Source organism: Synechococcus sp. O70.1 (assembly GCF_047462215.1).
GTDB lineage: Bacteria > Cyanobacteriota > Cyanobacteriia > Thermostichales > Thermostichaceae > Thermostichus.
In genome coordinates, this window is sequence record NZ_JANSIT010000011.1 from 18,904 (window position 1) to 44,378 (window position 25,475).

At 60.0% G+C, this 25,475-nt stretch carries 24 protein-coding genes and 1 riboswitch; of the genes, 15 read left to right on the top strand and 9 right to left on the bottom strand.

What is annotated here, in order from left to right; genetic code table 11:
- The first annotated feature begins 247 nt into the window (after positions 1-247).
- From NW833_RS07785 to NW833_RS07805, 5 genes are all read left to right on the top strand, one after another.
- Complete coding sequence (locus NW833_RS07785) at positions 248-940, top strand: hypothetical protein (RefSeq protein ID WP_414412089.1); 693 nt, start codon at positions 248-250, stop codon at positions 938-940.
- A gap of 144 nt (positions 941-1,084) precedes the next feature.
- Complete coding sequence (locus NW833_RS07790) at positions 1,085-1,570, top strand: allophycocyanin (protein ID WP_414412090.1); 486 nt, start codon at positions 1,085-1,087, stop codon at positions 1,568-1,570.
- Positions 1,571-1,622: 52 nt separating this feature from the next.
- Positions 1,623-2,108, top strand: coding sequence for an allophycocyanin subunit beta (apcB, locus tag NW833_RS07795; protein ID WP_414394636.1), 486 nt, complete (start codon positions 1,623-1,625; stop codon positions 2,106-2,108).
- A 157-nt stretch (positions 2,109-2,265) separates the two neighbouring features.
- Positions 2,266-2,469: a phycobilisome linker polypeptide gene (locus tag NW833_RS07800; RefSeq protein ID WP_011431036.1), complete on the top strand. Its 204-nt coding sequence runs from the start codon at positions 2,266-2,268 to the stop codon at positions 2,467-2,469.
- Between the two features lie 103 nt (positions 2,470-2,572).
- Entirely contained in the window at positions 2,573-3,580 is a 1,008-nt protein-coding gene (locus tag NW833_RS07805; RefSeq protein ID WP_414412091.1) for an ABC transporter ATP-binding protein, read from the top strand.
- Positions 3,581-3,644: 64 nt separating this feature from the next.
- Here NW833_RS07805 and NW833_RS07810 read toward each other — a convergent pair whose 3' ends face one another.
- Positions 3,645-5,294 carry a 2-isopropylmalate synthase gene (locus tag NW833_RS07810; protein WP_414394640.1) on the bottom strand — a complete coding sequence of 550 codons (1,650 nt, stop codon included), beginning with the start codon at positions 5,292-5,294 and terminating at the stop codon, positions 3,645-3,647.
- A gap of 311 nt (positions 5,295-5,605) precedes the next feature.
- On the opposite strand from NW833_RS07810, the gene NW833_RS07815 reads away from it, so the two are divergent.
- Together NW833_RS07815 and NW833_RS07820 are read left to right on the top strand one after the other, a co-directional pair.
- Entirely contained in the window at positions 5,606-7,744 is a 2,139-nt protein-coding gene (locus NW833_RS07815) for a polyribonucleotide nucleotidyltransferase (protein WP_414412092.1), read from the top strand.
- A 43-nt stretch (positions 7,745-7,787) separates the two neighbouring features.
- Complete coding sequence (locus tag NW833_RS07820; RefSeq protein WP_414412093.1) at positions 7,788-9,803, top strand: CHASE2 domain-containing protein; 2,016 nt, start codon at positions 7,788-7,790, stop codon at positions 9,801-9,803.
- 76 nt (positions 9,804-9,879) lie between these two features.
- Here the strand turns inward: NW833_RS07820 and NW833_RS07825 are convergent, their stop codons facing one another.
- On the bottom strand, positions 9,880-10,101 hold the full coding sequence (locus NW833_RS07825; protein WP_414405691.1) for a high light inducible protein: 222 nt from the start codon (positions 10,099-10,101) through the stop codon (positions 9,880-9,882).
- Between the two features lie 230 nt (positions 10,102-10,331).
- On the opposite strand from NW833_RS07825, the gene NW833_RS07830 reads away from it, so the two are divergent.
- Complete coding sequence (locus tag NW833_RS07830) at positions 10,332-10,844, top strand: pyridoxamine 5'-phosphate oxidase family protein (RefSeq protein ID WP_414412094.1); 513 nt, start codon at positions 10,332-10,334, stop codon at positions 10,842-10,844.
- On the opposite strand, the gene NW833_RS07835 is transcribed toward NW833_RS07830, so the two are convergent.
- On the bottom strand, positions 10,738-11,706 hold the full coding sequence (locus tag NW833_RS07835; protein WP_414412095.1) for an alpha/beta fold hydrolase: 969 nt from the start codon (positions 11,704-11,706) through the stop codon (positions 10,738-10,740). The genes NW833_RS07830 and NW833_RS07835 overlap by 107 nt on opposite strands.
- A 72-nt stretch (positions 11,707-11,778) precedes the next feature.
- Between NW833_RS07835 and NW833_RS07840 the strand changes: the two genes are divergently transcribed.
- From NW833_RS07840 to NW833_RS07855, 4 genes are all read left to right on the top strand, one after another.
- Positions 11,779-12,534 carry a WecB/TagA/CpsF family glycosyltransferase gene (locus NW833_RS07840; protein WP_414412096.1) on the top strand — a complete coding sequence of 252 codons (756 nt, stop codon included), beginning with the start codon at positions 11,779-11,781 and terminating at the stop codon, positions 12,532-12,534.
- A 308-nt stretch (positions 12,535-12,842) separates the two neighbouring features.
- Positions 12,843-13,529, top strand: coding sequence for a cell division ATP-binding protein FtsE (locus tag NW833_RS07845; RefSeq protein WP_414409888.1), 687 nt, complete (start codon positions 12,843-12,845; stop codon positions 13,527-13,529).
- A gap of 80 nt (positions 13,530-13,609) precedes the next feature.
- Positions 13,610-14,515 carry a cell division protein FtsX gene (locus tag NW833_RS07850; protein WP_414394652.1) on the top strand — a complete coding sequence of 302 codons (906 nt, stop codon included), beginning with the start codon at positions 13,610-13,612 and terminating at the stop codon, positions 14,513-14,515.
- A 73-nt stretch (positions 14,516-14,588) separates the two neighbouring features.
- Complete coding sequence (locus NW833_RS07855) at positions 14,589-14,828, top strand: DNA-directed RNA polymerase subunit omega (RefSeq protein ID WP_414394653.1); 240 nt, start codon at positions 14,589-14,591, stop codon at positions 14,826-14,828.
- A gap of 56 nt (positions 14,829-14,884) precedes the next feature.
- Here the strand turns inward: NW833_RS07855 and cax are convergent, their stop codons facing one another.
- Together cax and coaBC are read right to left on the bottom strand one after the other, a co-directional pair.
- Positions 14,885-16,072: a calcium/proton exchanger gene (cax, locus tag NW833_RS07860; protein WP_414394655.1), complete on the bottom strand. Its 1,188-nt coding sequence runs from the start codon at positions 16,070-16,072 to the stop codon at positions 14,885-14,887.
- A gap of 227 nt (positions 16,073-16,299) precedes the next feature.
- A complete protein-coding gene (coaBC, locus tag NW833_RS07865; protein ID WP_414412121.1) occupies positions 16,300-17,529 on the bottom strand; it encodes a bifunctional phosphopantothenoylcysteine decarboxylase/phosphopantothenate--cysteine ligase CoaBC in 1,230 nt (409 codons plus the stop codon).
- 428 nt (positions 17,530-17,957) lie between these two features.
- Between coaBC and NW833_RS07870 the strand changes: the two genes are divergently transcribed.
- A complete protein-coding gene (locus NW833_RS07870) occupies positions 17,958-18,263 on the top strand; it encodes an AbrB family transcriptional regulator (RefSeq protein ID WP_414394661.1) in 306 nt (101 codons plus the stop codon).
- 506 nt (positions 18,264-18,769) lie between these two features.
- Positions 18,770-18,988: a hypothetical protein gene (locus NW833_RS07875; RefSeq protein WP_414405698.1), complete on the top strand. Its 219-nt coding sequence runs from the start codon at positions 18,770-18,772 to the stop codon at positions 18,986-18,988.
- On the opposite strand, the gene NW833_RS07880 is transcribed toward NW833_RS07875, so the two are convergent.
- The 3 genes from NW833_RS07880 to NW833_RS07890 all read right to left on the bottom strand — a co-directional run bounded on the left by NW833_RS07880 (position 18,958) and on the right by NW833_RS07890 (position 21,891).
- Positions 18,958-20,202, bottom strand: a complete 1,245-nt coding sequence (locus NW833_RS07880) for an FAD-dependent hydroxylase (protein WP_414412097.1) — start codon at positions 20,200-20,202, stop codon at positions 18,958-18,960. The genes NW833_RS07875 and NW833_RS07880 overlap by 31 nt on opposite strands.
- A gap of 15 nt (positions 20,203-20,217) precedes the next feature.
- Positions 20,218-21,201 carry a methyltransferase domain-containing protein gene (locus NW833_RS07885; protein WP_414394667.1) on the bottom strand — a complete coding sequence of 328 codons (984 nt, stop codon included), beginning with the start codon at positions 21,199-21,201 and terminating at the stop codon, positions 20,218-20,220.
- Positions 21,202-21,441: 240 nt separating this feature from the next.
- Positions 21,442-21,891 carry a DUF4278 domain-containing protein gene (locus NW833_RS07890; RefSeq protein WP_414394668.1) on the bottom strand — a complete coding sequence of 150 codons (450 nt, stop codon included), beginning with the start codon at positions 21,889-21,891 and terminating at the stop codon, positions 21,442-21,444.
- Positions 21,892-21,987: 96 nt separating this feature from the next.
- Positions 21,988-22,067, bottom strand: a riboswitch (Glutamine riboswitch).
- Between the two features lie 198 nt (positions 22,068-22,265).
- On the opposite strand from NW833_RS07890, the gene NW833_RS07895 reads away from it, so the two are divergent.
- Complete coding sequence (locus NW833_RS07895) at positions 22,266-24,143, top strand: cation:proton antiporter (RefSeq protein WP_414412098.1); 1,878 nt, start codon at positions 22,266-22,268, stop codon at positions 24,141-24,143.
- Positions 24,144-24,586: 443 nt separating this feature from the next.
- On the opposite strand, the gene NW833_RS07900 is transcribed toward NW833_RS07895, so the two are convergent.
- A complete protein-coding gene (locus tag NW833_RS07900) occupies positions 24,587-25,318 on the bottom strand; it encodes a DUF2993 domain-containing protein (RefSeq protein WP_414412099.1) in 732 nt (243 codons plus the stop codon).
- Between the last annotated feature and the right edge of the window lie 157 nt (positions 25,319-25,475).

Here is a 25,475-nt window from a genome sequence, read left to right on the forward strand (position 1 = left end):
TGTAAGCCCTACCTGAAGGGAGAAACCTAGGGCCTAATCTAGCACGGACAGCAGAGTTCCCACAGCGGCGACGGCAGCGCTTTTCCGCACCTCTATTAAGGCCAAAGAGCAGCAGCATCTACTGGTTTGGGGTAGTCCACCCCACTTTTGGATCGGGTTTGATGGAAGGGGAATGCCAAAGTAGCTCTTGCCCTTGGCTTTGGCCAGCTTGCCGCTAACGTAGAAGTGGAGCTCAGGGATTGAGACCATGACCAACCTAGCCCGTCGCCTGTTGGCCTCTCTAGCGGGGGGGATGCTCTGGCTACCGGTGGCTACGCCGGTTCTGGCGCAGAGGGATCCCTTGCCACCTCCGCCCCGTGGCGAGGGATGGCGGCCTGTAAATCCAGGGACAGACAGAAACGGCTTTGGCCAGCCCTTTCAACTGCGAGCCACGCTGCTGTTGCGCTCCGGAGACTTGATCCAAGCAGTGCACCGCTCTGCTGAGCCCCTTTTCTTGGCCCCTGGCGAAACTCGCACCGTCAGACTCACTCTGGAAACCCCTCTGCGGGATATCTACGGCAACACGGTTGTTCCGGCAGGAGCCCTCCTAGAAGGCCAATTCCAGCCAGTAAGCGGCGGCGCCCAGTTTGTCTCGCGAGCGTTGATTTTCAATGGCCAATCCTACCCCCTCTATGCGCAAAGCCAGGTGATCCCGCTGCGCAAGGATCCCCGTCACACCTCCGCGGAAGCAATTGTCCAAGATGCCCTGATTGGGGCAGCCGCAGGGGCTCTCTTGGGGGGCCTTTTGGGCGACCGGGTGATCTCAACCGAGAAAGTGCTGGGCGGAGCAGCCGCAGGGGCGGTGATTGGCAATGTAACAGCGCCAGAAGTGGCGGTGATTGAGGCCAACGCCAGCCTGACCTTGAGGGTTACGCAAGACTTTCAACCCTATCTGCCCTAGCGGCAAAGGGAGAGCTCCTTTCCTGGGAAAGATTTTAAGAAGTGTGAAGATCTAAGATGGCAGACGGCAGGCATATCGGAAAATAGCATGCGGGTATGCCTGCCATACTCCTTTTTTAAAAAAGCGACTTGAGGATGGATATCCATGAGCGTTATCACGAAGTCGATTGTGAATGCGGATGCGGAGGCCCGCTACCTCAGCCCGGGAGAACTGGATCGGATTAAGTCCTTTGTTACCTCGGGGGAGAAGCGGCTGCGCATCGCTCAAGTCTTGGCGGAGTCGCGCGAGCGCATCGTTAAGCAAGCAGCTGATCAGCTCTTCCAGAAGCGTCCCGACATTGTCTCTCCAGGGGGCAACGCCTATGGGGAGGAAATGACGGCAACTTGCCTGCGGGACATGGACTACTACCTGCGCCTGATTACCTACGGGATCGTTGCCGGCGACGTTACCCCGATTGAAGAGATCGGCTTGGTGGGTGTGCGGGAGATGTACAACTCTCTGGGCACGCCCCTCCCGGCAGTGGCGGAGAGCATCCGCCTCATGAAGCAGGTAGCCATGGGTCTTTTGTCTCCCGAGGACGCGGCTGAAGCGGCCTACTACTTCGACTTTGTCGCGGGAGCCATGAGCTAGGCTCTTTTTCGACTGCCCTCTGTTTAAGGTTGTTTGATTTAGGAAGCTCATCATGCAAGACGCCATTACTGCTGTTATCAACAGCTACGATGTCCAAGGCAAGTACCTCGACAGCTCGGCCATGGACAAGCTAAGGGCTTTCTTCGCCACGGGCGAGCTGCGGGTGCGAGCGGCTGCCACTATTGCCGCCAACGCTTCCAACATCATTAAGGAGGCTGCTGCCAAGGCCCTGCTCTACTCCGATCTCACCCGCCCTGGTGGCAACATGTACACCACCCGTCGCTATGCTGCTTGCATTCGCGACATGGACTACTACCTGCGTTACGCCACCTATGCGATGTTGGCGGGGGATCCCTCCATCCTCGACGAGCGGGTGCTCAACGGCCTCAAAGAAACCTACAACTCGCTGGGGGTGCCAATTGGGGCAACGATTCAGGCCATCCAAGCTATGAAAGAAGTAACCGCTGCTTTGGTGGGCCCTGAAGCCGGCAAAGAAATGGGTGTGTACTTCGACTACATCTGCTCTGGCCTCAGCTAACTGCCAGCCTCGTGGCCTTGGCGTGAAGTTCATCTAACAAGCACGACAGGCGACTTGCCCCAGGGATCTGGTGTGCTAACTAAGGTACGCGAGCTTTCTGAGGTGGGTCGCCTGTGTTGCTGGTCAAGTTAATCCTTGCCAGGGGGGATCCTCCACCATGCGCATGTTTAAGATTACCGCTTGTGTGCCTAGCCAAACCCGAATTCGCACCCAACGGGAGCTGCAGAATACCTACTTCACCAAGTTGGTGCCCTACGACAACTGGTTCCGCGAGCAGCAGCGCATTCAGAAGTCGGGTGGCCGCATCTTGAAAGTAGAGCTCGTTGCCGGCAAGCCAGGAATAGACGTGGGGCTGCTGTAGTGCCCCTGCCCATCTGCGGTGGCCTCCTTGCCAGCTCTGGCAGACTCAGCTTCGGGGAACTTGGCTCTGGGGTTGGGGAGGCCAGGCTGGCTATTTTGTGGGGATGAGGTTGACGGAGCGGGAGCCGGTCATTACTGTTAACAACCTGAGCAAGGTTTACCCCGTAGCCATCAAGGAGCCGGGGGTAGTGGGTACATTACACCACTTTTTTCGCCGCACCTATCGCTACATCCCGGCGGTGCAATCCCTGAGCTTTCAAATTCAAGCGGGGGAGGTGGTAGGCTTTCTAGGGCCGAACGGGGCTGGCAAGACCACCACCCTTAAAATGCTGACGGGTCTCATCTACCCCTCCAGTGGCACGGTACAGGTGGTTGGTCATTTGCCCTACCGGCGCGAGCCAGCTTTTTTGCGGCAGATTACCCTGGTGATGGGGCAAAAGCAGCAGCTCCTTTGGGATCTACCGGCGATGGACTCCTTGCGCATTAACGCCGCTGTTTACGAGATCCCGGAGAAAGTGTTTCAGGAGCGGGTGGAGGAGTTGGCGGAGCTGCTCAACCTGAAGGACAAGCTAAAGCAGCCGGTGCGCAAGCTTTCCCTAGGGGAGCGGATGAAGGCAGAGCTGCTGGCGGCCCTGCTCCACCGCCCGCAGGTTTTGTTTTTGGACGAGCCCACCTTGGGGTTGGATATCAACGCCCAGGCTGCGGTGCGGCAATTTCTGCGCGACTACAACCGCCGCTATGGGGCAACAGTGCTCCTGACCAGCCACTACATGGCCGATATTACCGCCCTCTGTGAGCGGGTGTTGGTGATTAGCGGCGGGCAGCTTATCTACGATGGCGGCCTGGAAGAGCTGCGGCAGCGCTTTGCCCCCTACCGAGAGGTAAAGCTGGAATTGGCCCACCCCTGTCCCCTGGCGCAACTGCAGTCCTATGGCGAGCTGCGCAGCGAGGGGGATCCCGGCAGCAGCTGCGAGGTGCGGCTGTGGGTACGGCGGGAACACCTCACCCAGACGGTAGCCAGGCTCCTGGCGGAGCTGGAGGTGTTGGACTTGGCGGTAACCGATCCGCCCCTTGAAGAGGTCATCGGGCGAGTGTTTGCCGGAGAGATCTAGGCCGCTCCCCCGCCAACTCCTCTTCCTCTTGGGGAGGAGGCAGCCGGGAAGCCTAGCCTTGCGCTCAAACCTTCTGAGTGGCAGCCTCCCGCTGGGCAGCCGTTGAGCGAGCTGCGTGCAGAGCGGCGTAGAGCTTATTGAGGGCATTCATATAGGCTTGCGCAGAGGCAACAATAATGTCCGTGTTGGCAGCATGTCCTGAGAAAATGCGATCCTCATGGCGCAGGCGGATGGTGACTTCCCCCATGGCGTCAATGCCGGCGGTAACCGACTGGACGGAAAATTCAATGAGCTGGTTAGGAATGTTAACAATGCGGTTGATGGCTTTGTAAACTGCATCTACCGGTCCCGTGCCCACCGCTGCATCCACCTTTTCCTCGCCTTCAGGGGTAATCAGGCGCACGGTAGCTGTGGGCGTCTCGTGATTGCCACACACCACTTGCACATGCTCCAGCCGGTAGAGATCCGGCACTGGCCGGGTTTCGTCGTTAACAATGGCCTCCAGGTCGAGATCGGTGATCTCTTTCTTCTTGTCGGCCAGCTCTTTAAAGCGCAAGAAAGCCTTGTTGAGCTCTTGCTCTGACAACTCGAAGCCCAGCTCCTTGAGGCGGGTACGGAAGGCATGGCGGCCTGAGTGTTTGCCCAACACCAAGGTGCTCGATTGCAGACCGATGGTTTGGGCGTCCATGATCTCGTAAGTCTGGCGGTTTTTGAGCATCCCGTCTTGATGGATGCCGGACTCGTGGGCAAAGGCGTTGGCCCCAACAATTGCCTTGTTGGGCTGCACCAACATGCCGGTGAGGTTGGAGACAAGGCGAGAGGTGCGGTAGATCTCCTGAGTCTTGATGTGGGTAAGGGGTTTTTCAGAGTCCACTGGCAGGCCAAAGTAGGGGTTAAAGTAGCTGCGGCGCACATGCAGGGCCATCACTAATTCTTCCAGCGCCGCGTTACCGGCCCGCTCGCCAATGCCGTTAACGGTTACTTCCACCTGGCGCGCGCCCTGCTTGATGGCCTCTAGGAAGTTGGCTACTGAGACTCCCAGGTCGTCGTGGCCGTGGACAGAGATGATGGCCTGCTTGATGTTGGGCACGTTCTCACGGATGCCTTTAATCAGTTGGCCGAATTCCTCGGGCATGCTGTAGCCGACCGTGTCAGGGATGTTGACGGTTTTGGCCCCGGCCCGGATGGCTGCTTCTAGAACCTGGTAGAGGAATTCGGGATCGGAGCGGGTGGCGTCCATGGCGGAGAACTCCACATCGTCGACGAAGGATTTGGCATAGGCCACCATCTCCTCGGCAATCTGCAGCACCTCAGCGCGGGTTTTGCGCAACTGATATTTGAGGTGGATGTCAGAGGTGGAGATGAAGGTATGGATGCGGGGCTTGGCAGCAGGCTTGAGGGCTTCAGCTGCCGCTTCAATATCAGCCTTGCAGGCACGAGCCAGGCTGCAGATGACGGGGCCATCGGGGGTGCCCACGTGCTCCGCTATCTTCTGCACCGCCTCAAAGTCGCCGGGGCTGGCGTAGGCAAACCCCGCCTCAATGATGTCGACCCCTAGCCGAGCCAATTGCCGGGCAATGGCCAGTTTCTCCTCAGCGTTGAGGGTTGCGCCAGGACACTGCTCCCCATCGCGCAGAGTAGTGTCGAGAATAAGCACATGATCCAAAGCTTGGCCATCGAATGAAGAAGAGGGAGAAGATGCGGCAGCGTTCATAACTTGTTCGATTGAAGAAGGGGACAGTAGGCAGTGCTTTTTATTTTGGCATTCCTAGAAGCGGCGTAAAGAGCCACCGAGGACAGGCCAGCGGCTGGCAAAGGCCAAAAGTTGCGCAGGCTCAGAGGAGGCATTGCCGACCGCCTTTAGCGGTACTCGACCGAGGGAGAAGGGGAGGGGGTGAGGCTGAGCTAGCCAATGCAAAAGAAGTAAGTAGCTGCAGACCAACCCCTGGCTGGACAAGGGTTGCCTTCTCCAGCAAGCCAAAATGCTACGATAGCGGCAAGGAAAAAAGGAAGGCAAAGCGTGACATGGCAGAATATACTCGGTCGATTTCCTTTTACGGACGGGAAATTGACATCAATATTGGCTTGATGGCCCCCCAGGCAGGCTGTGGAGTCTGGTTAACCTGTGGGGAAACTTCCGTCTTGGTCACGGCTACCCGCCAGGAAAATCGCGAGGGGGCTGACTTTTTACCGTTGCTGGTGGACTACGAGGAGCGCCTCTACGCTGCTGGTCGGATCCCAGGGAGTTATCTGCGGCGCGAGGGTCGGCCCCCGGAGCGGGCTACTTTGATCTCGCGTCTCATCGACCGACCCCTGCGGCCCTTGTTCCCGGAGGGGCTGCGGGATGACGTACAGATTGTAGCCACTACCCTCTCTGTGGACGACAAGGTGCCCCCTGACGTGCTGTGCATCTTGGGAGCCTCGCTGGCCCTCCACGGCGCCCGCATTCCCTTCAACGGCCCGGTGGCAGCGGTGCGGGTGGGCCTACTCCAGGATGAGTTTATCATCAACCCCACCTACGCCGAAATCGAGGCTGGCGACCTGGATCTGGTGGTAGCTGGCTGCGCCGACGGCGTGATCATGGTCGAGGCAGGCGCCAAGCAGCTGCCGGAAAAGGACATGGTCGAGGCTATCGAGTTTGGATTCGAGGCTGTTCAGGAGCTCCTCAAAGCTCAACAGCAAGTCCTTGCCGATCTCAACATCCCTCGTGTAGAGCTACCCCCACCCCCCGTCAATGAGGAGCTGGTTGCCTTCGTAGCAGAACAGGCCCAGGAGGAGATTCGCGCTGTCCTCAAGCAGTTTTTGGACAAGACCAGCCGCGAGCAGCAACTGGAGGCCATCAAGGCCAAGCTGGCGGCCCAAATCCAAGAACGGCCAGAGGGGGATCCCTTGCGGCTTTACCTGCTGGAAAACCCCAAGGAGTTGGACAACCAGTTCAAGGCTCTCCTCAAGAAGCTGATGCGCCGACAGATCCTGGAAGAGGGGGTGCGGGTAGATGGGCGCAAGCTGGATGAGGTGCGACCAGTCTCTTGCCGAGTGGGCTTGATCCCGCGAGTCCACGGCAGTGCTCTGTTCAACCGCGGCCTCACTCAGGTTCTTTCCATTACCACTCTTGGCACCCCTGGCGATGCCCAGGAGTTGGACGACCTCCACCCCGTAGACGAAAAGCGCTACATGCACCACTACAACTTCCCTGGCTTTTCCGTGGGAGAGGTGCGGCCCTCTCGTTCGCCAGGGCGGCGGGAGATTGGCCATGGGGCGCTGGCGGAGCGGGCCCTGGTGCCCGTGTTGCCCAAGGAGGAGGAGTTTCCCTACGTGGTGCGGGTGGTCTCGGAGGTGCTCTCTTCCAATGGCTCCACCTCGATGGCTTCGGTCTGCGGCTCTACCCTGTCTTTGATGGATGCCGGGGTGCCGATCAAGGCAGCGGTCAGCGGCGTGGCCATGGGCCTCATCAAAGAAGGGGATGAGGTGAGCATCCTCACGGACATCCAAGGGATCGAGGACTTTTTGGGCGACATGGACTTCAAGGTGGCCGGCACGCGGGCAGGGATCACCGCCTTGCAAATGGACATGAAAATTACCGGCATCACTGTTGACATCCTCGAGAAAGCTCTCCTGCAAGCCAAGGCTGGGCGCGACTACATCCTCGACAAGATGCTGGAGGTCATTCCTGCCCCCCGGCCGCAGTTGGCCAAAACGGCTCCCCGTCTGCTCACCTTCAAGGTGGATCCAGAAGACATCGGCAAGATCATCGGCCCTGGCGGCAAGATGGTGCGCAGCATTACTGAAGCCACAGGAGCCAAGGTAGACATTAGCGACGACGGCACGATCACAGTGTCTTCCACCGTCAGCGGCCAGGCCGAAGCGGCGCGGGCGATGATTGAAAACCTGGTGCGGCGAGTGGAGGAGGGGCAAGTTTACCTGGGCCGGGTGACCCGCATCCTCCCCATTGGCGCTTTTGTGGAGTTCCTGCCCGGTAAGGAGGGCATGATCCACATCTCGCAGCTGGCGGAGTACCGTGTCACCCGAGTAGAAGATGAAGTTGCCGTGGAGGACGAAGTGGTGGTCAAGGTTCGCAGCATTGATCACAAGGGCCGGGTCAACCTCACTCGGCTTGGCATTAGCCCTGAGGAAGCGGCGCGGGTGCGCAGCCACCGCCGTTGAGGCTAGGGTTTCTCCCCAGTCCCGTAGGGGCCAAGGTTCTGGCTTGCCCGCTCCACTGGTTGCCTCCCGCGGCGAAGTGGGCTGGGCCTTGGCTTGGGGGCTGGGGTGGGCTACCTTGCTCAACCTTTCCGCTCAGCACCCCTTGCTGGTGCGGCTTGAGAGCGATGCCCAAGAATGGCTCTATGCCCTGCGCGGCCCCCAGCAGCCTTCCCCGGAGGTGGCAATCGTCGGCATCGATGGCCGCCTCGAAGGACAGGGGGAAAGTGGGGAGAGCAAGCCTCATCCCCATGTTGACTTTCTCCTGGAGCGCTCCAACTACGCTGCCCTGACCCTGCGCTTACTGGAAGAAGCAGAAGCCAGGGTGGTGGTGCTGAATCTGCCCAGTAGCTTTGTGGTCCCCCAGACGCTGGGTGACGAGGACCTGGATGCTCCCCTGCGTCAGGTAGTCCAGCGCTACCCAGATCGCGTAGTTTTGGCTACCCGCAGCAGTGAGAGCTTTGGCCGCCCTGAGATCACCATCTACAACCACTTCTTGCCTTTTTCCTCCCTACGGCTGGAGTATTTGGTAGCACCAGAACATGTTCAGGGAGTGGTGCAACACCGCCTGGATGGGGCTGGGATCCTGCGCCAGGCCCAGTTGCGAGGGCTCTACCTGCGCCGCGACAGCCAAAAGGAGCAGATGTTTGCCTCGGTGGAGGCCTTGGCTTTTGCCAAGTACGATCCAGAGCGGGCCAGCCGCTGGCTGCGCGAGCGGGGCTTCCGGCCGGTGCAATTCAACCCTCTCGGCGCCCAACACTCCATTCCCATCCTCCCTATCGAACAGGTTTGTCCGCCCCTCCCGCTCAACCTCGGCCAGACTTGCGGCGCTCATGAAGGGATCCCTCCCCTCAAGCCCGAGGTAGCTCGTCAACTGCAGGACAAGATTGTTCTGGTCGGCTTTGTGGGCGGCTACCCCGAGACCTTCCCCGTGCGGACAGCGGACGGATCCCAGATTGCGGCAGTAGAACTCCAGGCGCAAATCCTCTCCAGCCTGCTCACTGGCCAGGTGTACCGATCCCTGCCGGCGGAGCTAGCAGCGGGAGTTGTCTTCCTCCTAGGCGCGGCAACGGGCCTGCTCTTGGTTCTCTATCGACCCTCTTCGCGCGAAAACCGCTGGAAACAGGTGCGCTCTCTCCTCTTGCCGCTGCTAGGGCTAGCCGTTTACGAGGGCTGGGCTGTGGCCCAATTCTTGCTGGGGCGTTGGATTTGGCCGCTGACCTTGCCAGCTTTGGCCGTTGGCCTGACGGGGGTGAGCTTGCTGCTGACCCTGGTGATCTTGGAAAACCACCAGCGGCTTTTGGCTCAACAGCAGGAGTTGGAGCGCCTGCGCCGGGCTGAGCAGGAGGCAGCCATTGACCAAGCCCGTAAGCTCCTTTACCGGGTAGCCACCGACATTCACGATCGCGAGCTGCAGGAGCTGAAGGTGGTCATGGACGAGCTGGAGAGCTTGCAATGGCAACAGCAGCAGGGCAGGGCTCCCGATCCGGCTATTTACGATCGTCTGCTGGAGCAACTGGAGCAAATTGGGCGGGGCATTCGCGCCCAGCTCAATGACGTGCGCACCCTGGCCACCAAGCTGCACATTTCCCCTAGCTTGCGGGAAGGGCTGCACCGGGGCATCGACACCTACCTGGACGAGCTTATCCAAACGGGCAGCCTGACTTTACCTGTGGAGCGCCACCTACAGCCCTTAGCGGAGCCCAATACCAGTGAGTGGTTTGACCAGCGGGAGGACATCTTGCGCTTTTTGCGGGAGGCCATTGGCAACGTCATTGCCCATGTCCAGCCTCCCAAGGGCAACGCTTCCTTCGTCAAGGTGTCGCTGGTTCAAAGGGATCGCCTCTGCTGTCTGTCAATTATCAACGACGGCATAGAGTACGCCCCTACCCCGGGCGGCGGCTACGGCAGCAAGGCCATGAATACCATCGCCCGCTACCTGCCTAAGGGCTCTTGGCACCGCACCCAAACCCCGGAAGGCTACACCCATGTAGAGCTACGCTGGGAGATGCCTGGTCCCTAGCTACAGTCAGGAAGGCAAGGGAAGCTCTTCGGCAAGCCTCTTGCTCCCTACAAGCTCCCGCCTGCCTTCCCTTCTCCTAGCGACCCAAGGCCTGTAGCCAGCCGATGAGGGTGGTGCCGGACAGCGCTTCAAACAAAACCAGCGCCACAAAGCCAATCATCGCCAAGCGCCCGTTCAAGCGCTCCGCATACTCGGTAAAGCCCACCCGTGGAACGGGATCTACGTACATCTCTGGCTCAATGGCGTAGTTGTTGAGGCGGCCACCGTCTTCGACAACCACGGAGCGATATCTGCTCATAGGGTTCTCCTCATCCTTTCTTTAGCAGTGTAGCCTGCTCTATAGAGAATTGTAAAGTTTTGTTGAGGAAGCTGGGTAAGCAGGGTTGTGGCTTTCGTCAAGAGGTGCGAGCTCGGTGACTGAGACGCGGGATTTTGCTCCCTCCCGCTCCCCTGCAACCCGAAGACTACATCCCACTCTTCTCAAGCCAAGCCAGGTTGAGGATAATAGCAGCGGCTATGGGAGCAGCCATGTCAGCCCAGGAAAAGTTGCGAGCACTGCTGGAGACCCAGCCAGTAGCCAGTCTGGCAGTGCTGGAGCGGGGAGCGCCGGCGGTGTCGCTGGTGCCGTTTGTGGTGCAGTGGGATCCCCTGCGTTTTGCCATCGTCATTAGCGACCTTTCCCCCCACACTCAGGCCCTGCGGGAGGATCCACGGGTCGGCCTGCTCATCCACGAGCCGCCCACGGCAGGGGATCCGCGCAGCAACCACGCCTTGCCGCGGCTAATGGTCAGTGGAACAGCCCAGTTCCTCAGCCGCGAGGAGGCCCAAGTCCAGGGGTTCGAGGCCCTCTACCGCTCCAAGTACGAGATTGCCGAGATAATCCTGGGGCTAGCGGACTTCCACTTCTGTCAGATCACCCCCACTGGGGGCAGCTTCATCCAGGGGTTTGGCCAGGCCTTCCGGCTGAGTGGACCCAACCTGGATCAACTGGAGCACCTAGGCCGTGCGGATCCCGGATCCAGGCTAGGAGCAGCGGGTTGACCAGCTCCGGCGCCTCATCTTGGGGGCAGTGGCCCACCCCCGGCAGGGGGATAAACCCCACCACGCAGGGAAACTCGGCCAGGGCCCGCCCTAGGGCAATGGGCTCCCAGGGATCTGCCTCCCCCCAGAGGATGAGGACGGGGCAGGTGACCTGCGGCAGGAGATCTTCGGCCAAGGGCCCCTGGGAGTAGCGGACAAAAGCCAAGAAGACCTCTGCCGCCCCTGGGTCGAGAGCCGGTTGCAGCAAAAGCTGCACTAGATCCTCCGTAACTGCCTCCTTGCGCCCATAGGCTTGGAGGAGGATCTGGCGAATGGCCCGGGGCTGAGCTAGCTGGGCAAAGAAAAACCGCCCGAAGGGGGGCCACCCCAGCAGGAACTGCAGCAGAGAAGCAGTCCAGCGGCGCAGCCAGGGGAGCTGGTGTCGCTTGCGCTCGTGCAGCAGCCGCAGCGAGGGATCCAACATCGCCACTCCCAAGACCTGGGCTGGCTCCAAAACAGCCGCCTGCAAGGCCACAATGCAGCCAATGGAGTTGCCCACCAGATAAGCCGGCTCCCCCACCACCTCCCGCCCAAAATCGGCCACCTGGGCACCCCAGGTTTCGAAGGTGTAGGGGAGCGGGGATCCGGGCAAGGGCTTGGCGGATCCCCCAAATCCCAGAAGGTCAAGGGCGTACACGCGGCAGTGCCGCCCCAGCTCCGGCAAATTCTTCCGCCAGTGGTCGCTGCTGGCGCCAAAGCCGTGGATGAGCACCACCGCTGGGCCAGCAGATCCCGCCTGCTGGTAGCGGATGGACTGGCCCTGCCAGAGCCAGCGCCCCTCGCAGGGAGCAACACCGCTTGGAGAAGGCTGTTCGGGGAGCATGGGGATTAGGATGGCGCTCTTTTTTGCTGGCACAATTTGAATTGGGAAGCAAGTCCTCTCCCCCCTCGTGGCATGTCGCTGGTCACCTGCCCCCTCTTGGGCGTCAACCTGCACCTTACCCTGCCGGAAGCCCACCTGCAGAGCTACGCTGCCTGGATTGAAGCGCGCATCAGCCAGGGTCTGGGCGCCCAGGTAGTCACCTGCAATCCGGAGATGATCATGCAGGCGCAGCGGGATCCGGCCTTTGCCCAAGTGCTGCAGGAGGCTGAGCTGGTGATCCCAGATGGGGCGGGGGTGGTGTGGGCTTTGCGGCGGCAGGGGATCCGTGTCCAGCGGGTGCCGGGGATCGAGCTGGCCGAAGCTTTGATCTCGCGGGCAGCAGAACGGGGGTGGCGCTTGGCCTTGGTGGGAGGAAGGCCGGCAGTCAACCGGGCAGCGGTTCAGCAGTGGCAAGCTCACTTTCCCTCTCTGTCCATTTGGGGCCATCACGGCTACTTCTCTGGCGCCGAAGAGGAAAAACTTCTGCAAGCTCTCCAGAAAATCCAACCCCAACTGGTGTGGGTGGGGCTGGGATCCCCGCGCCAGGAGCTGTGGATCCAGAGATGGCGCAGCCTCTTGCCCCAAGCCATCTGGATGGGAGTGGGCGGCAGCTTCGACATTTGGGCTGGGCAAAAACGACGGGCCCCCCGCTGGTGGCGCGACCATCACCTGGAATGGCTGTATCGTCTCTATCAGGAACCCTGGCGCTGGCGACGCATGCTGGCTCTGCCCAGATTTGCCTGGCAAGTGCTGTGGTCTTCTTCCTCCTCCCCGGCTTCCTCTTTGTAGGTGCTTTGCTGTAAACTACCCTACGGCTAAAGCCGGGAGCTTTAAGGACGCCGCTCCGCTGGCCCGAGTAGGGAAACTGCTTCCGGAAGAAGCAGTAGCTAGCTTGCAGGCCAGGGTTGTAGAGGGTGGCGCTCCTTGCCACGGCTAAGTCTGGGGATCTGTGCGCCGCGTTTTTCCATATGGCTGGTCAGCCCGTTGGCTATGCTTCTTGCTACTTGGCCAATCCAAGCCCAAGCCTCTCTCTTCCAGCTTTAACGGACTTAGGCCTTCAACCTCGCCCGCGATCCCTGCCCAGCGGCTCCGAGAGCATGGTGTTGCTGCGGGGTGTGAGCAAAGTCTTTCCCAACGGCGAGTGGATCTTGCGGGAGGTAGACTGGGAGGTGCGCCGCGGCGAGTTTGTCTTCCTAACGGGGGCCTCGGGAGCGGGCAAATCCACCCTCCTGCGGCTGCTCTACGGGGCTGAACAGGCCACCAAAGGCACGGTGATGGTGGATGGGGTGTGCCTGTTTTCTTCGGAAGGTCGGCAGCGGCCCTACCGGATTTCCTCCCGTCCCCTGGCGATGTTGCGGCGGCGTTTGGGAGTGGTCTTTCAAGACTATCGCCTGTTGGCCAATCGCACCCTAGCGGAAAACGTGGCCTTTGTCCTGCGCGCCCAAGGGCTCTCCCCAGCAGAAATTCGCCGCCGCCTCGGGCCAACCCTGAAGATGGTGGGGCTGGCTGACAAGGAGGATCGCTTTCCCCACGAACTTTCAGGGGGAGAACAGCAGCGCCTCAGCCTGGCCCGTGCCATTGTCAACCTGCCGGTGCTGCTGCTAGCAGACGAGCCAACGGGCAACCTGGATCCGGAAAACTCGCTGTTGGTTCTCCAGATTTTGGAGCGGCTCAATTCTTTTGGGGTGACTGTCATCATGACCAGCCACGACCCCTATCTTGTGGAGCGGGCCGGCCACCGGGTGGTGCGCATAGAAGGAGGACGTCTGTATGATATGGGCTGAGGATCTGCCGGGATTCCCAGCGCAAGGCGGCGCTCCAGAGGGCTGGAATCCCAAGCTGGGTTCAGGTGGCGGTAGGCAGCATGCCATTTCTCTATAAGATCCGCTATCTCCTGCAGGAGACCCTTTTGGGGTTGCGGCGGGGGGGCTGGCTGAACTGGGCTGCGATCAGCACCCTGTTGGTGTTGCTGTTTTTGGTCGGGATCGGCGTGGAGCTGTCTTGGGGCGTGGAGGCGACGGTGCGCTCCCTGGGAGGACAACTGGAGATCTCCGTTTATCTAGAGCCGGGGCGCCGAGGGGTGGAGCTGGAGCCGCAAGTTGCCCGACTGCCTCATGTAGAAGCGGTGAGGGTGATCACCAAAGAGCAGGCCTGGCGCGACCTTTTGCTGGAGATGGGGATCCAAGATGAGGCGGCCCTGGAAACCCAGTTGGGAGAAAACCCCCTCGTAGATACCCTGCGGGTCAAGGCGGATTCTGCCGCAACCCTGGCTCAAGTGGCTGAGCAGATCCGTCGCCTGGAAGGGGTGGACGAGGTATACTACGGCAGCCGTGTTGTGGAGGAACTGGCCCAGCTTCAGGAGCTGCTGCGGCTGGGCTCCCTGGGCATCCTTGGGGTGCTGACCCTGGCCGCGGTGGCTGTAACCACCACTACCATTCGCCTTGTCGTCATCGCCCGGCGGCGGGAGATTGAGGTGATGCAGCTGGTGGGGGCAACGGCAGCCTGGATCTACCTGCCCTTTGTTTTGCAGGGCTGCTTGTTTGGGTTGATCAGTGCCCTGGGGGCTTGGGGCTTAGTTGTGGGATCCCGTCAGTTGCTGCAGGAGGCGCTGGAGCAGCTCATTGCCCTGCCCTTGATCAAAGTGTTCCAGGCAGGTTCGGATCCCCTGAAGGCTTGGTTCTTACCGCTTTTGCTGTTGGGGATGGGAATTTCCCTAGGCACCAGCAGTAGCCTCATTGCAGTGCGCAAGTCAGCAGGTCGCGGGTTCTAAGCTTGGGACTTCTATGCCAGTCTACTCGGCCCCCTTACGCTACGATTGACTCAGGAACAGGAAGACTCCAACTATGGTGTCCCGCAACCCTCACTTGGCCATTGACAACGACGAGCTCATGCGTCGGGTAGAGGCATTGATTAACGCTTCCAAAAATCGCTATCGCATTACCGTACAGGTAGCTAATCGTGCCAAGCGTCGCCGCTATGAGGATCCCGACGATGTCGAAGAAGGCTGGATGAAGCCCATTCGCCGCGCCATCATCGAGATGTCGGATGAGCTGACCCAGCCAGAAATCATTGGGGATGAGTAGAAGTCGGCCCAACCCCTTGAGCGGGAGAGAGGGTTTTTGTCCGTAGGCAGGCGCAGTTACTCCAAGAAGAAAAAGGCAATCCCAAGAATGGCATAGGTGGCCAAGAGCAAAAGCCCCTCCAGCCAATTGGAACGCCCGTCGCTGGTAACGGAGTTAACCAGCAGCACGGAGACGGCAATTGCCACCAACTCCACTGGCCCGAAGTTAAAGTTCATCGGTTGGCCGAGAAGGCTACCGGCCAGCACCAAGAGAGGAGCCACGAACAGGGCAATCTGCATCGTCGAGCCCAGGGCCACCGAGAAGGAGAGATCCATCTTGTTTTTCAAGGCCACTGTGATTGCCGTCGCGTGTTCGGCCGCATTGCCGATGATTGGCAGCAGGATCACCCCCATAAACAGAGGCGTGACTTGCAACTGCTCGAGGGCGGTCTCTAGGGTATCCACCAGCAACTCCGACTCAAGGGCCACTAGCACTGTTAGCCCCAAAAGAGCGAGCACCCAGGGCCACAGCCGACTTTGCTCCGACGAGGCCGTCAAGATCTGGGGGATGGATCCCTCTGCCTGCAGAACCGGATTGGGGGCAAGACGGGCGGCAGCTTCCTCTTCCGCGGCTTCAGCTTCGTGAATGCTGTAGAGGTAGCTGTGGGTTTTGAGGGAAAAGAGCAAGGTGAGACCGTAGACGACTAGCAACACCAGAGCCACTGCCGTCGAGAGCTCCTGAATCGAGATCTCGCCCAAATTGGCATCGGCATAGGTAACCACGCTGGGTAGGATCAGCGCCACCACCGCCAGGTTCATTACTGAGGCGTTCATGCGCGCTACCTCAGGCCGAAAGCTCTGCTCGCGAAACTTGATCCCGCCCAGAAGCATGGCCAAGCCAGCCACCAGGAGCAGGTTGCTGATGATGGCGCCAGTGATGGAAGCCTTGACCACCTCCACTAGGCCAGCCCGCAGGGCCACCAGGCCGAGGATGAGCTCGGTGGCATTGCCAAAGGTGGCGTTGACCAGCCCCCCAATCGTCGGCCCCGTCAAGGCAGCAATCTCTTCTGTGGCCTGGCCGGTAAACTTGGCCAAAGCCACCACTGCCAAAGCGGCGCAGAGGAAGATTAGGTTGGGATCCCAACCCCGAAGGTGGCCTATCCAGGAGAGGGGAACCCCCGCCAGCAGCAGAAACGGCAAGACGTTTAGGACTTGCTGCCAACCTGCTGCAGAACGAGCCGGGAAATTTGTATCCGCCAGAGTCATAGCTCCAAAGATGAAGACCAATAGCTAGTTCCAGTTTCAGATAAAGTGGCTGCCGCTGCAGCTTTGAGACTTTGCGGAAAATAGGACTGCCCAAAACAAAAGCCACCGTCTGGACATCTCCCGAAGCAGTCTAGCCGTTGCTGGGGAGGCGCGGATAGGGGCTGCTGAGCTTCCCCTGCCAGGAGCTCTCTCCAGCCTCTCAAAACGAGGAGTGCCAGAGGTAGCTTTCAGCCTAGGTCCAGTTGCAGGGCCAGATCCAGCAGCCGATGGGCCAGGGTAGCCTTGGGAGCCAGGGGGAGCCGCTCGGGATCTCCCTGACGCGGGATCCAATAGCCTTGGTTGTGGCTGCTGCCAAAGCCGCTCTCCGGCTGGTCAATGGGGTTGGCTACGATGGCGTCTAGCCCTTTTTGCTGGAGCTTCTTGCGGGCTAGGGGGAGGGGATCCCCGCTCTGGGCAGCAAAGCCAATCAGGCGCTGGCCGGGACGTCGCTGACGGGCCAAAGCTGCCACCAGATCAGGAACGGGTTCCAAAGGCAGTAGCGACGGCAGCTCAGTCTTAGCCAGCTTGCCCGCGTAGGTCTGCGCAGGTCGCACATCCCCCACCGCTGCTGCCATCCACAGGAGATCGGCCTGGGGGAACTCGGCCTGCAAAACCTGCTCCAGTTGGGCTGCTGTCTGCACAGGAATGGTCCGGATGGCGAAGGGTGCTGGATCAAAGGGGATTCCCAGTGGCCCGTGCACCAGGGTAACCTTGGCACCTCGGCAGGCGGCAGCCACCGCCAGCGCCACCCCCATCCGTCCACTGGCCGGGTTGCCGATGAAACGCACGGCGTCAATGGGCTCCCGTGTACCCCCCCCTGTCACCAACACCCGCTTGCCCTGCCAATCTTTTTTCCCCCCTGTCCAAAACAAAGCCCGTACGTACTCCTGCAACACCTCCGGCTCCAGCATCCGTCCTTCCCCCACCGCATCGCAGGCCAGGCGGCCACTGGCAGTAGGCAAGGCCCAAAAGCGGGGATCCCGCTGCAGTCGCTGCCAATTCTCCGCCACCGCCTCAGCCTTCCACATGTGTGTATTCATGGCCGGCGCCAAGGCCACCGGACCGCGGGAAGCCAAAACCACATTGGTGAGCAAATTGTCCGCCAGCCCCTGGGCTAGCTTGCCTAAGGTGTTGGCCGAAAGCGGCGCAATCAGGAGAGCCTCGGCCCATTCCCCCAGCTCGATGTGCAGCGGTCGCCCCCGCGTAGCTTGCCAAAACTCGGCATCCGTAAAAACTGGCTGACGGGACAGGGTAGCAAAGGTCAGCGGGGAGATAAATTGTTCGGCGGCTCTGGTTAAAACCACCCTTACTTCTGCTCCCTGCTGCGCCAGAGCTGACACCAAGGCTGCCGTTTTGTAGGCTGCAATTCCCCCGCTCACCCCAACCAAAAGACGCCGCCCCGACCAAAAGAGATCCATACCAGTGAACACTCAAACAGCCTTGCTTCCAGTTTCCCTGCTTTTGCCTCCTGCCAGCGACACAAATCCCTCGCCCAAAGGCGCTAGTACTCCGACAGTAGACATAGCTGAGAACAGCACTTGCAAGCCTATGGCTTGCCTGCGGAGAACCCCTCTTTGCAAAAGTCCAACCCAACTCTACAGGCTCCGTCCCCTAGACAGAATTCACTACTGCGGCTTTGCGCACCCGCCTCCTCAGATCCTACTCGGTTGCCAAACTTATCCCTTTAACAAGTCTAACAAGATAAGAAAGAGCTGAAGGCAACTCTATTGCAATCGCTATTTGTTTTTGGCTACACTAACTGTTGTCCTTAAACGCGCTGGATATGACTACGACCGGAAAGCCGAAGCCACTCACTGGCCAAGAGCTCCTCGACAAGGTAACCTCCATGGGAAACGCAGATCCCAAGGAGAAAGCTCGCGCTTGCGGTTACGTCACCTATACCAAGAACGGGCAGGAGCGAGTAAATCTGATGCAGTTCAACAACGCCTTGCTCAAGGCTATTGGGGTAGATCTCGGTACCAGTGATGAGAACGGTTCCCGCGGTCGCGCTCCTACCTTCCGGGTTTCGGTTCATAAGAACGGCAACATCCTAATTGGGGCCGCCTATACAAAGAAAATGGGCCTCAAGCCCGGAGATCAGTTTGAGATCAAGTTGGGCCACCACAACATCAAGCTGGAGCGCGTCGACTGATTTCCCATCACCTACCTTGTCGAGGTTCTCTCTAGTAATGCCAGCGTTTCAGGGGGGTACGGTGGGTGGGAAATCTTCCCCCTCCTTGAGGCAGAGAAGGGACCCTCACATCTGTTGAGGATCCCTAGTTGCAATTGTTGAGGGCTCCAGCGTAGAGGGTTCATGAGGGCAACGGATCCGCAGGTTGGGTCACTGCCAAGGGAGTTGCTGCAGTGGGTCTCCTCTCAGCCAGCCCCTGGGCAGCAGGACGCATTTGGCTGCAATTTGAACAACGGCTGACGGTTCAGTTGGAGCCGCTGACAGCGGTCGTTTTCGACGTGTAGGGTAGGGCAGCGAGCTGCTGCTTAAACCGCAGGAGCTCTTGCGCTTCAGCACCAACTCTGCCCTCACCATCCCGATGCAGCTAGGGCTGCCCCTGCAGCAGGTTAGTCAGCTGCGCTTTCGCCCTGAGCCGCAGGACACCTACAAGCTGCACTTGTCCTGTCGTCAAGGCCGTGCTCCCACGAGTGGCAGGCAACCAGAACCTGAAGACGGTGCTAGTTAAGCTGGATTCGAAGCAGCAGCCCCTGATCCTTGGCCATGCTGTGCCCATGCCGGTGGTGGTGCGAACCCGCCCCTACGACGAAAAGTTCTACGCTGAGATTGTCAAGCCCAACCGGTTGCAGGTCGAGGATGCGGAGGTGCTTTGGGCAGCTCAAAAGGCCAAGGAGGAGCTGGGGTTGTAGGGAGGACTCCCCCACAGGCCAGTCATCAGGCGCAGCAAAAAGCGCCGCAGTGGCGGGAAAACTATCATCCCCTGGAGAACCCAGCGCCGCCCAACCACTACGGGCCAGTAGGAGTTGGAGAAGGTGCGGGTGAGCAGGTCGGTAAAGAGCAGCACCACCCAGTTTTCCCAACGGCGACGGCGGCCGTAGCGCCGCAGGACTCTAACATCCCCCAGATCCTCCTGCCGCCTGCGAGCCTCCAGCAACACTTGGGCCAGGGCGGCAGCATCGCGGATACCGAGGTTTAGCCCTTGGCCAGCCACCGGATGGCAGTGGTGAGCCGCATCTCCCACCAAGGCCAAGCGGTGCTGATAGTAGCGGCGGCTCTGGCGCAGACGAGCGGGGAAGAGCTGAGGCGGGTTCAGCAAGGTCAGGCAGCCGCCCTGGGAACCATAGTAGCGCTGCATCTCGGCCAAGAAGTCAGCCTGAGAAAGAGCCAGCGTGGCTTTGGCCTGCTCATGGGGCAAGATCCAAACTACCTGGCAGCGATTGCCAGGCAAGGGCAGGATGGCAAAGGGCCCAGCAGGCCAAAAGCGTTCGTAGGCGATGTTTTGGTGGTCTTGGGCAGGGGCCACCAGGGCAGTGATACACGACTGCCAGTAGTCCCAGCCGTCGCTTGGGATCCCTGCCCACTGCCGCACCTGGGAGCGCAGACCATCGGCGGCTACTACCAGCGAGGTTGCCAGTCGGCGCTGACCCTGGGCTGTTGTCAGCTCCACCTCAGCCGCGCTTTTCCCGTAGGTAACTCGCTCCACCCTGGCTTCGTAGTAGCAGGTAATGCAGGGATCGGCAGCCACCTGCTCCTGGAGCACCTGCTGCAGCCAGGCATGTTCGCCGCAGTAAAAAACTGCTGTTTCCCCCACATCCTCCGGTCTAAACGTCACCCGCTGGGGAGCGTCGGCGTCTGTCAAAATGACTTGGGCAAAGGGGGTAATGTGGGGAGCTAGGGCCTCCCACACGCCAATTGACCGGAAGATGCGGATTGACAGGGGCGAAAGGGCGTAGGCCAGGGGGCGTTGCCGAACAGCCTCAGACGACTGGGCCTCAACGAGGGCTAAACGCAGGCCGGAACCCCGGAGGGCACAGGCTAGGGTTAGACCCGTGATGCCTCCGCCGACAATCACCACATCGTAGAAGGCTTCCAAGGTATCTAAAGGGGAAGCAAGGGCTGTCATTTCCCACTTGGGTAGTCAGGTGCTGTAGGCCACTGCCTCCACGCAACTCGAGTTAGCTGGCGTGGCCGCTCGCACGGCTCGGAACATGCCAAAGCGGCAGAGGCCGGTACTGAAGGCCAGGTGCATGAGTAAGAAGGTGGGCACCTCCCGCAGCGACTTGATCAGGCCCACCAAGCCAAACTTTAGCAACCCCTCCGGTCGGACAACCCCCTGCCAGATGGAATCTAACCAAGAAGGAAGAGTCTCTTGGGTCCAGTCGGCAGTCTCCACTCCTCCCTCTACCAGCCCTGTGGCTTCCAGCGCTTCCACAAAGCCTTCGATGCTGGAAAAAGCAGGGTGCGCCCACTGATCCAACAACTGCCGCATCACCAAGCGCTCCCAAAAGTTGAGGGGCTTTTGGCGGTCGTCGCGCTGGTTCCAGTCCGCCACCACTAGAATGCCGCCTGGCTTGAGCACCCGCAGCATCTCGCTAGCATAGCGGGCCTTGTCTGGCATGTGGGGGCCGGCCTCAATGGACCAGACGACATCGAAGCTGGCGTCGGGAAAGGGGAGGTCGAGGGCGTCGGCCACCTGAAATCGCACAGGCAGATCAGGAGGGGTGAGCTCTTGGGCCCGCTTCACCTGCTGCGGACTGATGGTAATGCCGGTTACCACAAAGCCATAGTCGCGAGCCAAGATGCGGCAGCTGCCGCCAATGCCACAGCCCACATCCAGCACTGTTGACCCCGGCGGCAGCCGATCCAGCCCCCCCCAGCGCACCATCTCATGGACAAAGTCGTGCTTAGCCTGGATGAAGTTTTTCCGCCGCGGCGGGGATCCGTAGTGGCCCAGGTGGATGTGTTCGCCCCAGTAAAACTCCAGGATCCCGTCCCGCGTCCACTCGTCGTAGGCGCGGGCTACCGACTCAGGAGAGCGATACTTGCGAGCAGTCAGCACGTAGGCCGCTAGACCTACCCCTAGGAGCAAAACTGGGGCCAAAATCCAAGGCATTGGGCGCATGAATAACTAGAGGCTGCTCGAGTTGAGACAGACAGAATCCCAAAAGCTCACTAGGGCATTATAGCCTTGGAGAGCCAGTTTTCTTGACCCCGCGGAGGTTACTAGGCTCCTCCTCGCGAGTCTGAGAGATACAAAGAGATACAAAAAACAGCGCCTTTCTCCCTGCTAGCAGCAGGAAGACTTCTGGCGCCTCTTGCAAGGGGCCTCTTTGAGGATCCCCCCAAAGCACTTGCCTGGAGGTTAGCTCATGCTAACTCGCGTACGGTCGTAGGTCAAGCGGAAGGTGGGGTGCACTTTCCCTTGGATACGGTTCCAGAAGTTGCGCACGTTGGTGTGCAGGCCAACCCGCTCTGTACCGCGTACCAGCATCGCCTGCTGCCGAATTCGAATAGCGCGTTGGTGGCCCGCCATCAGCCGACGAGCTAGCTCATCCAAAACGTGGGAACGGCCAGGGGTTGCTGCCGCCTCGGAGGCTACTGCTGGAATCTCTTGAGCCACTGCCTCAGCCGCTTTGGGACGATAGGCTACTCCCCGGTAGAGAAAGTCCAAGTTGGTGGACAAAACCAGCGGCTTGGTTAGGTGGCGGAACCGCCAGTCCAGCCCTCGATAACGGCCCCCCACCTTGCCAGGGGAAACGGTCACGGTCGCCGGTGAGAAGGTGTAACCGACACCACGGTAAGAGAGTTTCATCATCTTCGCCTCCAAAGTTGAGAGTTGTTGGTATCCCCTCCCCCTCCCCAGGTGAGAGGTGAGCTGGGATGTTTTGCAAACAGCTACAGGGGTTGAGGCGCGTTCCTTCGGGATAGCTCCCTACTTCCGTCCTCTGGCTGTGGGGTCGCTCTTGAACCCGCCAGAGGATGAACGATTTCTTCATTTCGTATTATAAGCTACGGTTTTGAGGTTTTCTAGGTAACCTTTAACAAAAATTTTGGCCGCTCTCCCCCGGGGCTACCCCTGCTGGACTGGAGTGCGCGGGGATCTGTCCACGCGGCTGAGGGAAGCAGTATCGTGGAAGAGCCCTCAGAATCGGCTACAAAAGTTCATATTTCGGGGTGGGTGTCCCTGTGCAGGAAGACTTTCGCCTGATTCTGGACATTGCCACAGTACTGGCGGCAGCGGCAGCAGGAGGGCTTCTAGCGGCACTGCTGCGGCAGCCAGTGCTTTTGGGTTACTTGCTAGCCGGGATCCTAGTGGGGCCAACAGGGCTGGGGTGGATTAAAGAGGTGGTGCAGGTGGAAACCCTGGCCCAGTTTGGCGTGACCTTTTTGCTGTTTACCTTGGGGGTGGAGTTTTCCCTCAAAGAACTGCGCCAAGTGCGCGGGATTGCTCTAGGCGGCGGCCTTTTGCAGATTGGCCTAACGATTGCAGTCACAGCGGTGCTGGCAGTGGCCAGTGGCTGGCTGACGCCGGTGCAGGGGATCTTTTTGGGAGCGGTACTCTCCTTGTCTTCCACGGCGGTGGTGCTCAAAAGCCTCACCGAGACCAACCAGATGGGCACGCCCCAGGCCCAGGCCATGCTGGGGATCTTGATCGTGCAGGATTTGGCGGTAGGGCTAATGCTGGCGGTGTTGCCAGCTTTGGATGCTCCCCTGCCAGAGCTGGCGGGATCCCTGGCTAAGTCAGTAGCGGAAATTGGCCTGGTGGCAGTAGGAGCAGTGCTGGGGGGTATTTGGCTGGTGCCCGCTTTGCTGCGGCTATTGGCCCAGCAGGAGAACAAAGAGGTATTCCTACTGGGGGTCATCAGCCTCTGCGTGGGGATTGCTCTCCTAACCGAGCGGCTGGGCCTTTCCAGCGAGATCGGGGCTTTCATTGCGGGGCTGATGATTTCGGAAGTGGAATACGCCGACCAAACCCTGGCCTACGTAGAGCCCTTGCGGGATGTGTTTGCTGCCCTCTTTTTTGCTGCCATTGGCATGCTCATCGATCCCCGCTTCATTGCTGACCACCTGACGCTGATTCTGGGGCTGGTGGGGCTAGTGATGGTGGGCAAGTTTTGCCTGGTGGCGCCTCTGGCTGGGCTGTTTGGCTACCCCCTCCCGGCGGCGGTGTTGGTAGGGCTGGGCCTTTCTCAGATTGGCGAGTTTTCCTTTGTCCTGGCCAGCGAGGGGCAGGCCCTGGGACTGGTGTCGCGGCAGCTGTATTTGCTCATTGTCAGCACCACTGCTGTTACCTTGCTTGTCACTCCCTTTTTGCTTAAGGGCGCGCCGGGGCTGCTGAGGAAACTGCAAGGGATCCCCTTCTTGTCTCGCTGGCTAGCAGCAGACGAGCGGCCTCGCGACCTGGATGCCAGGGCTCCTCAAGAGGGCCACGTGGTGGTGTGTGGCTACGGTCGGGTGGGGCAGGATGTGGTGCGCATTCTGCAGGCCCGTCGCCATCCCCTTTTGGTAGTTGACTCCTCGGAACAGGTCATCCAACAGCTGCGCTCGCAGGGGATCCCCTACCTCTACGGCAATGCTGCCAGCGCCCTGGTGCTGGAGAAAGCTCGCCTGAACCAAGCTCACGCTCTGGTCATTGCCTTGCCAGATCGTCTAAGCACCCGCCTCTGCCTCAAACAGGCGCTAGAACTGGCGCCCCACCTGGAGGTAGTGGTGCGGGCCACTCACGAAGAGGACATTGAACAGCTCTACCAGTTGGGGGCTAGAGAAGTCGTCCACCCGGAATTCGAGGCCAGCTTGGGGCTGTGCAGTCACCTGTTGCTCCAGCTGGGCGAGCCCCTGGAGGTTGTCCAGCAGGAGATCCTGGCCATCCGCAGCTGCCACTACCGCAACCTGCGACCTCTCCCCCCCAGTTGCCTAATCCCCACGTCTGTCAGCTGGCCGCCACCGCCTCCTGCTAACGGCAGCCATGACGCTAGTCCATCGGAATCGGTGCTGGCTTGGTGGGAGCAGTGGCGGCGCCCCGGGCAGCCGGAATGGGCAGGGATCCCTAGCTCGGCTGAGTGAGAACACAAGCTGGGGCAAGACTAAGCTGGGCGACTTACTCTCTGGGAGGTCTCTATGCGCTGGCCTGTTTGGCTACCCAGACCACTCGCTTGGTTGAGATCCTTTGCTCTGCTTGCCCTTTCGGCTCTCGTGGCAGGGGTAGGGAGGACTCTTCTATTTTGGGGAGCAGTAGCCAGCGCTATTTTCGAGAACAAGGCACTTCTGGGGGTAGCCTTTGCCACGACTTGGGTGTCATGGCGTGCCTTGTTGCCTACGTCCATCATTGGCTCACCGGCCCAGAGAACAGGCGTCACCCCACCTTGAGAAGTTGGAGAGAAGGGATTGTGGCGATAGGCGTGGCCGGGGCCAGCTCGGTTATAGGGTAGTTTCAACGCTGCCCTCAACTTGGTCAAGTGGTATCTGGCTACCTGCAGCTTGCGGGGGAGAGAATTCAGCAGCAGCAACTACCCCCGGGCTGGGGTCGCCGCTTCCGGGTAGATAACCAACATCCCCTCGTAGAGGATCTGGCCGGGCTGCAGCTCCAAGCGATCAATGCGCACACCTGGATCCAACTGGATGGGAAAATCTGCCAGGCCGGGGATAGGGATCTCCTGACCTTCACTTATCCACACAGGGTTAACCAGCCGCAACTGGCTAGGGCCCTGAGCCTGCAGCCCAGTCACCACCGTAACGGGCACCTCCGCCCCCTCAGGAGTAACCAGTTGGGCCCGGATGCGCAGCCGCCCTGGCTCTAGGGCAACCTGGGGCTGGCGGATTAAAAAGGGAACCGTTTGCTCTCCAAAGGGCAGTTGCACCCGCGCTTGGGCCAGTTGCGACTGGATGAGGGGAGCCTGAAGGGTGCGATTCAAGTCTGCTTCCGTGAGGCGCAAGCTTACCTGCACTGGCACAGGGGCCAACAGCCGCAGGGGGCTGCGCCCTTGAATAGCTTCCCCCACATTGAGGCGAATATCTTGGCCCCGCAGCCGCAGATGGCTGATCTGGAAGCCTTGGTAGATGAGGTTGTCTCCTGAGACCTGAGCTTGAGGGATCTGACCCTTGAGAATCTGGGCGTCGGAACCGGCAATTTGCACCTGCAAGTTGTCCACCTGCTGCACCTCGGAGCGAATCCAGGCAGCCACCAGAGGATTGAGCAGGGATCCGGCAATTTGGGCAAAGGCAGGCCAGGGCAAAAACATAGCAGGCAGGCCAAGCAGCAGAGCAAACCCCAGCCGCTGCCTCCCAGGGGAGGGCTGTCGCTGGCGGCTAGTTGTTGGCTTCAGGGGGAGAGAGTCCTGTTCAGGCCAAGATGGGGACAGCACGAGGCACCTCAGGGGAATAAGAACCAAAAGGCGA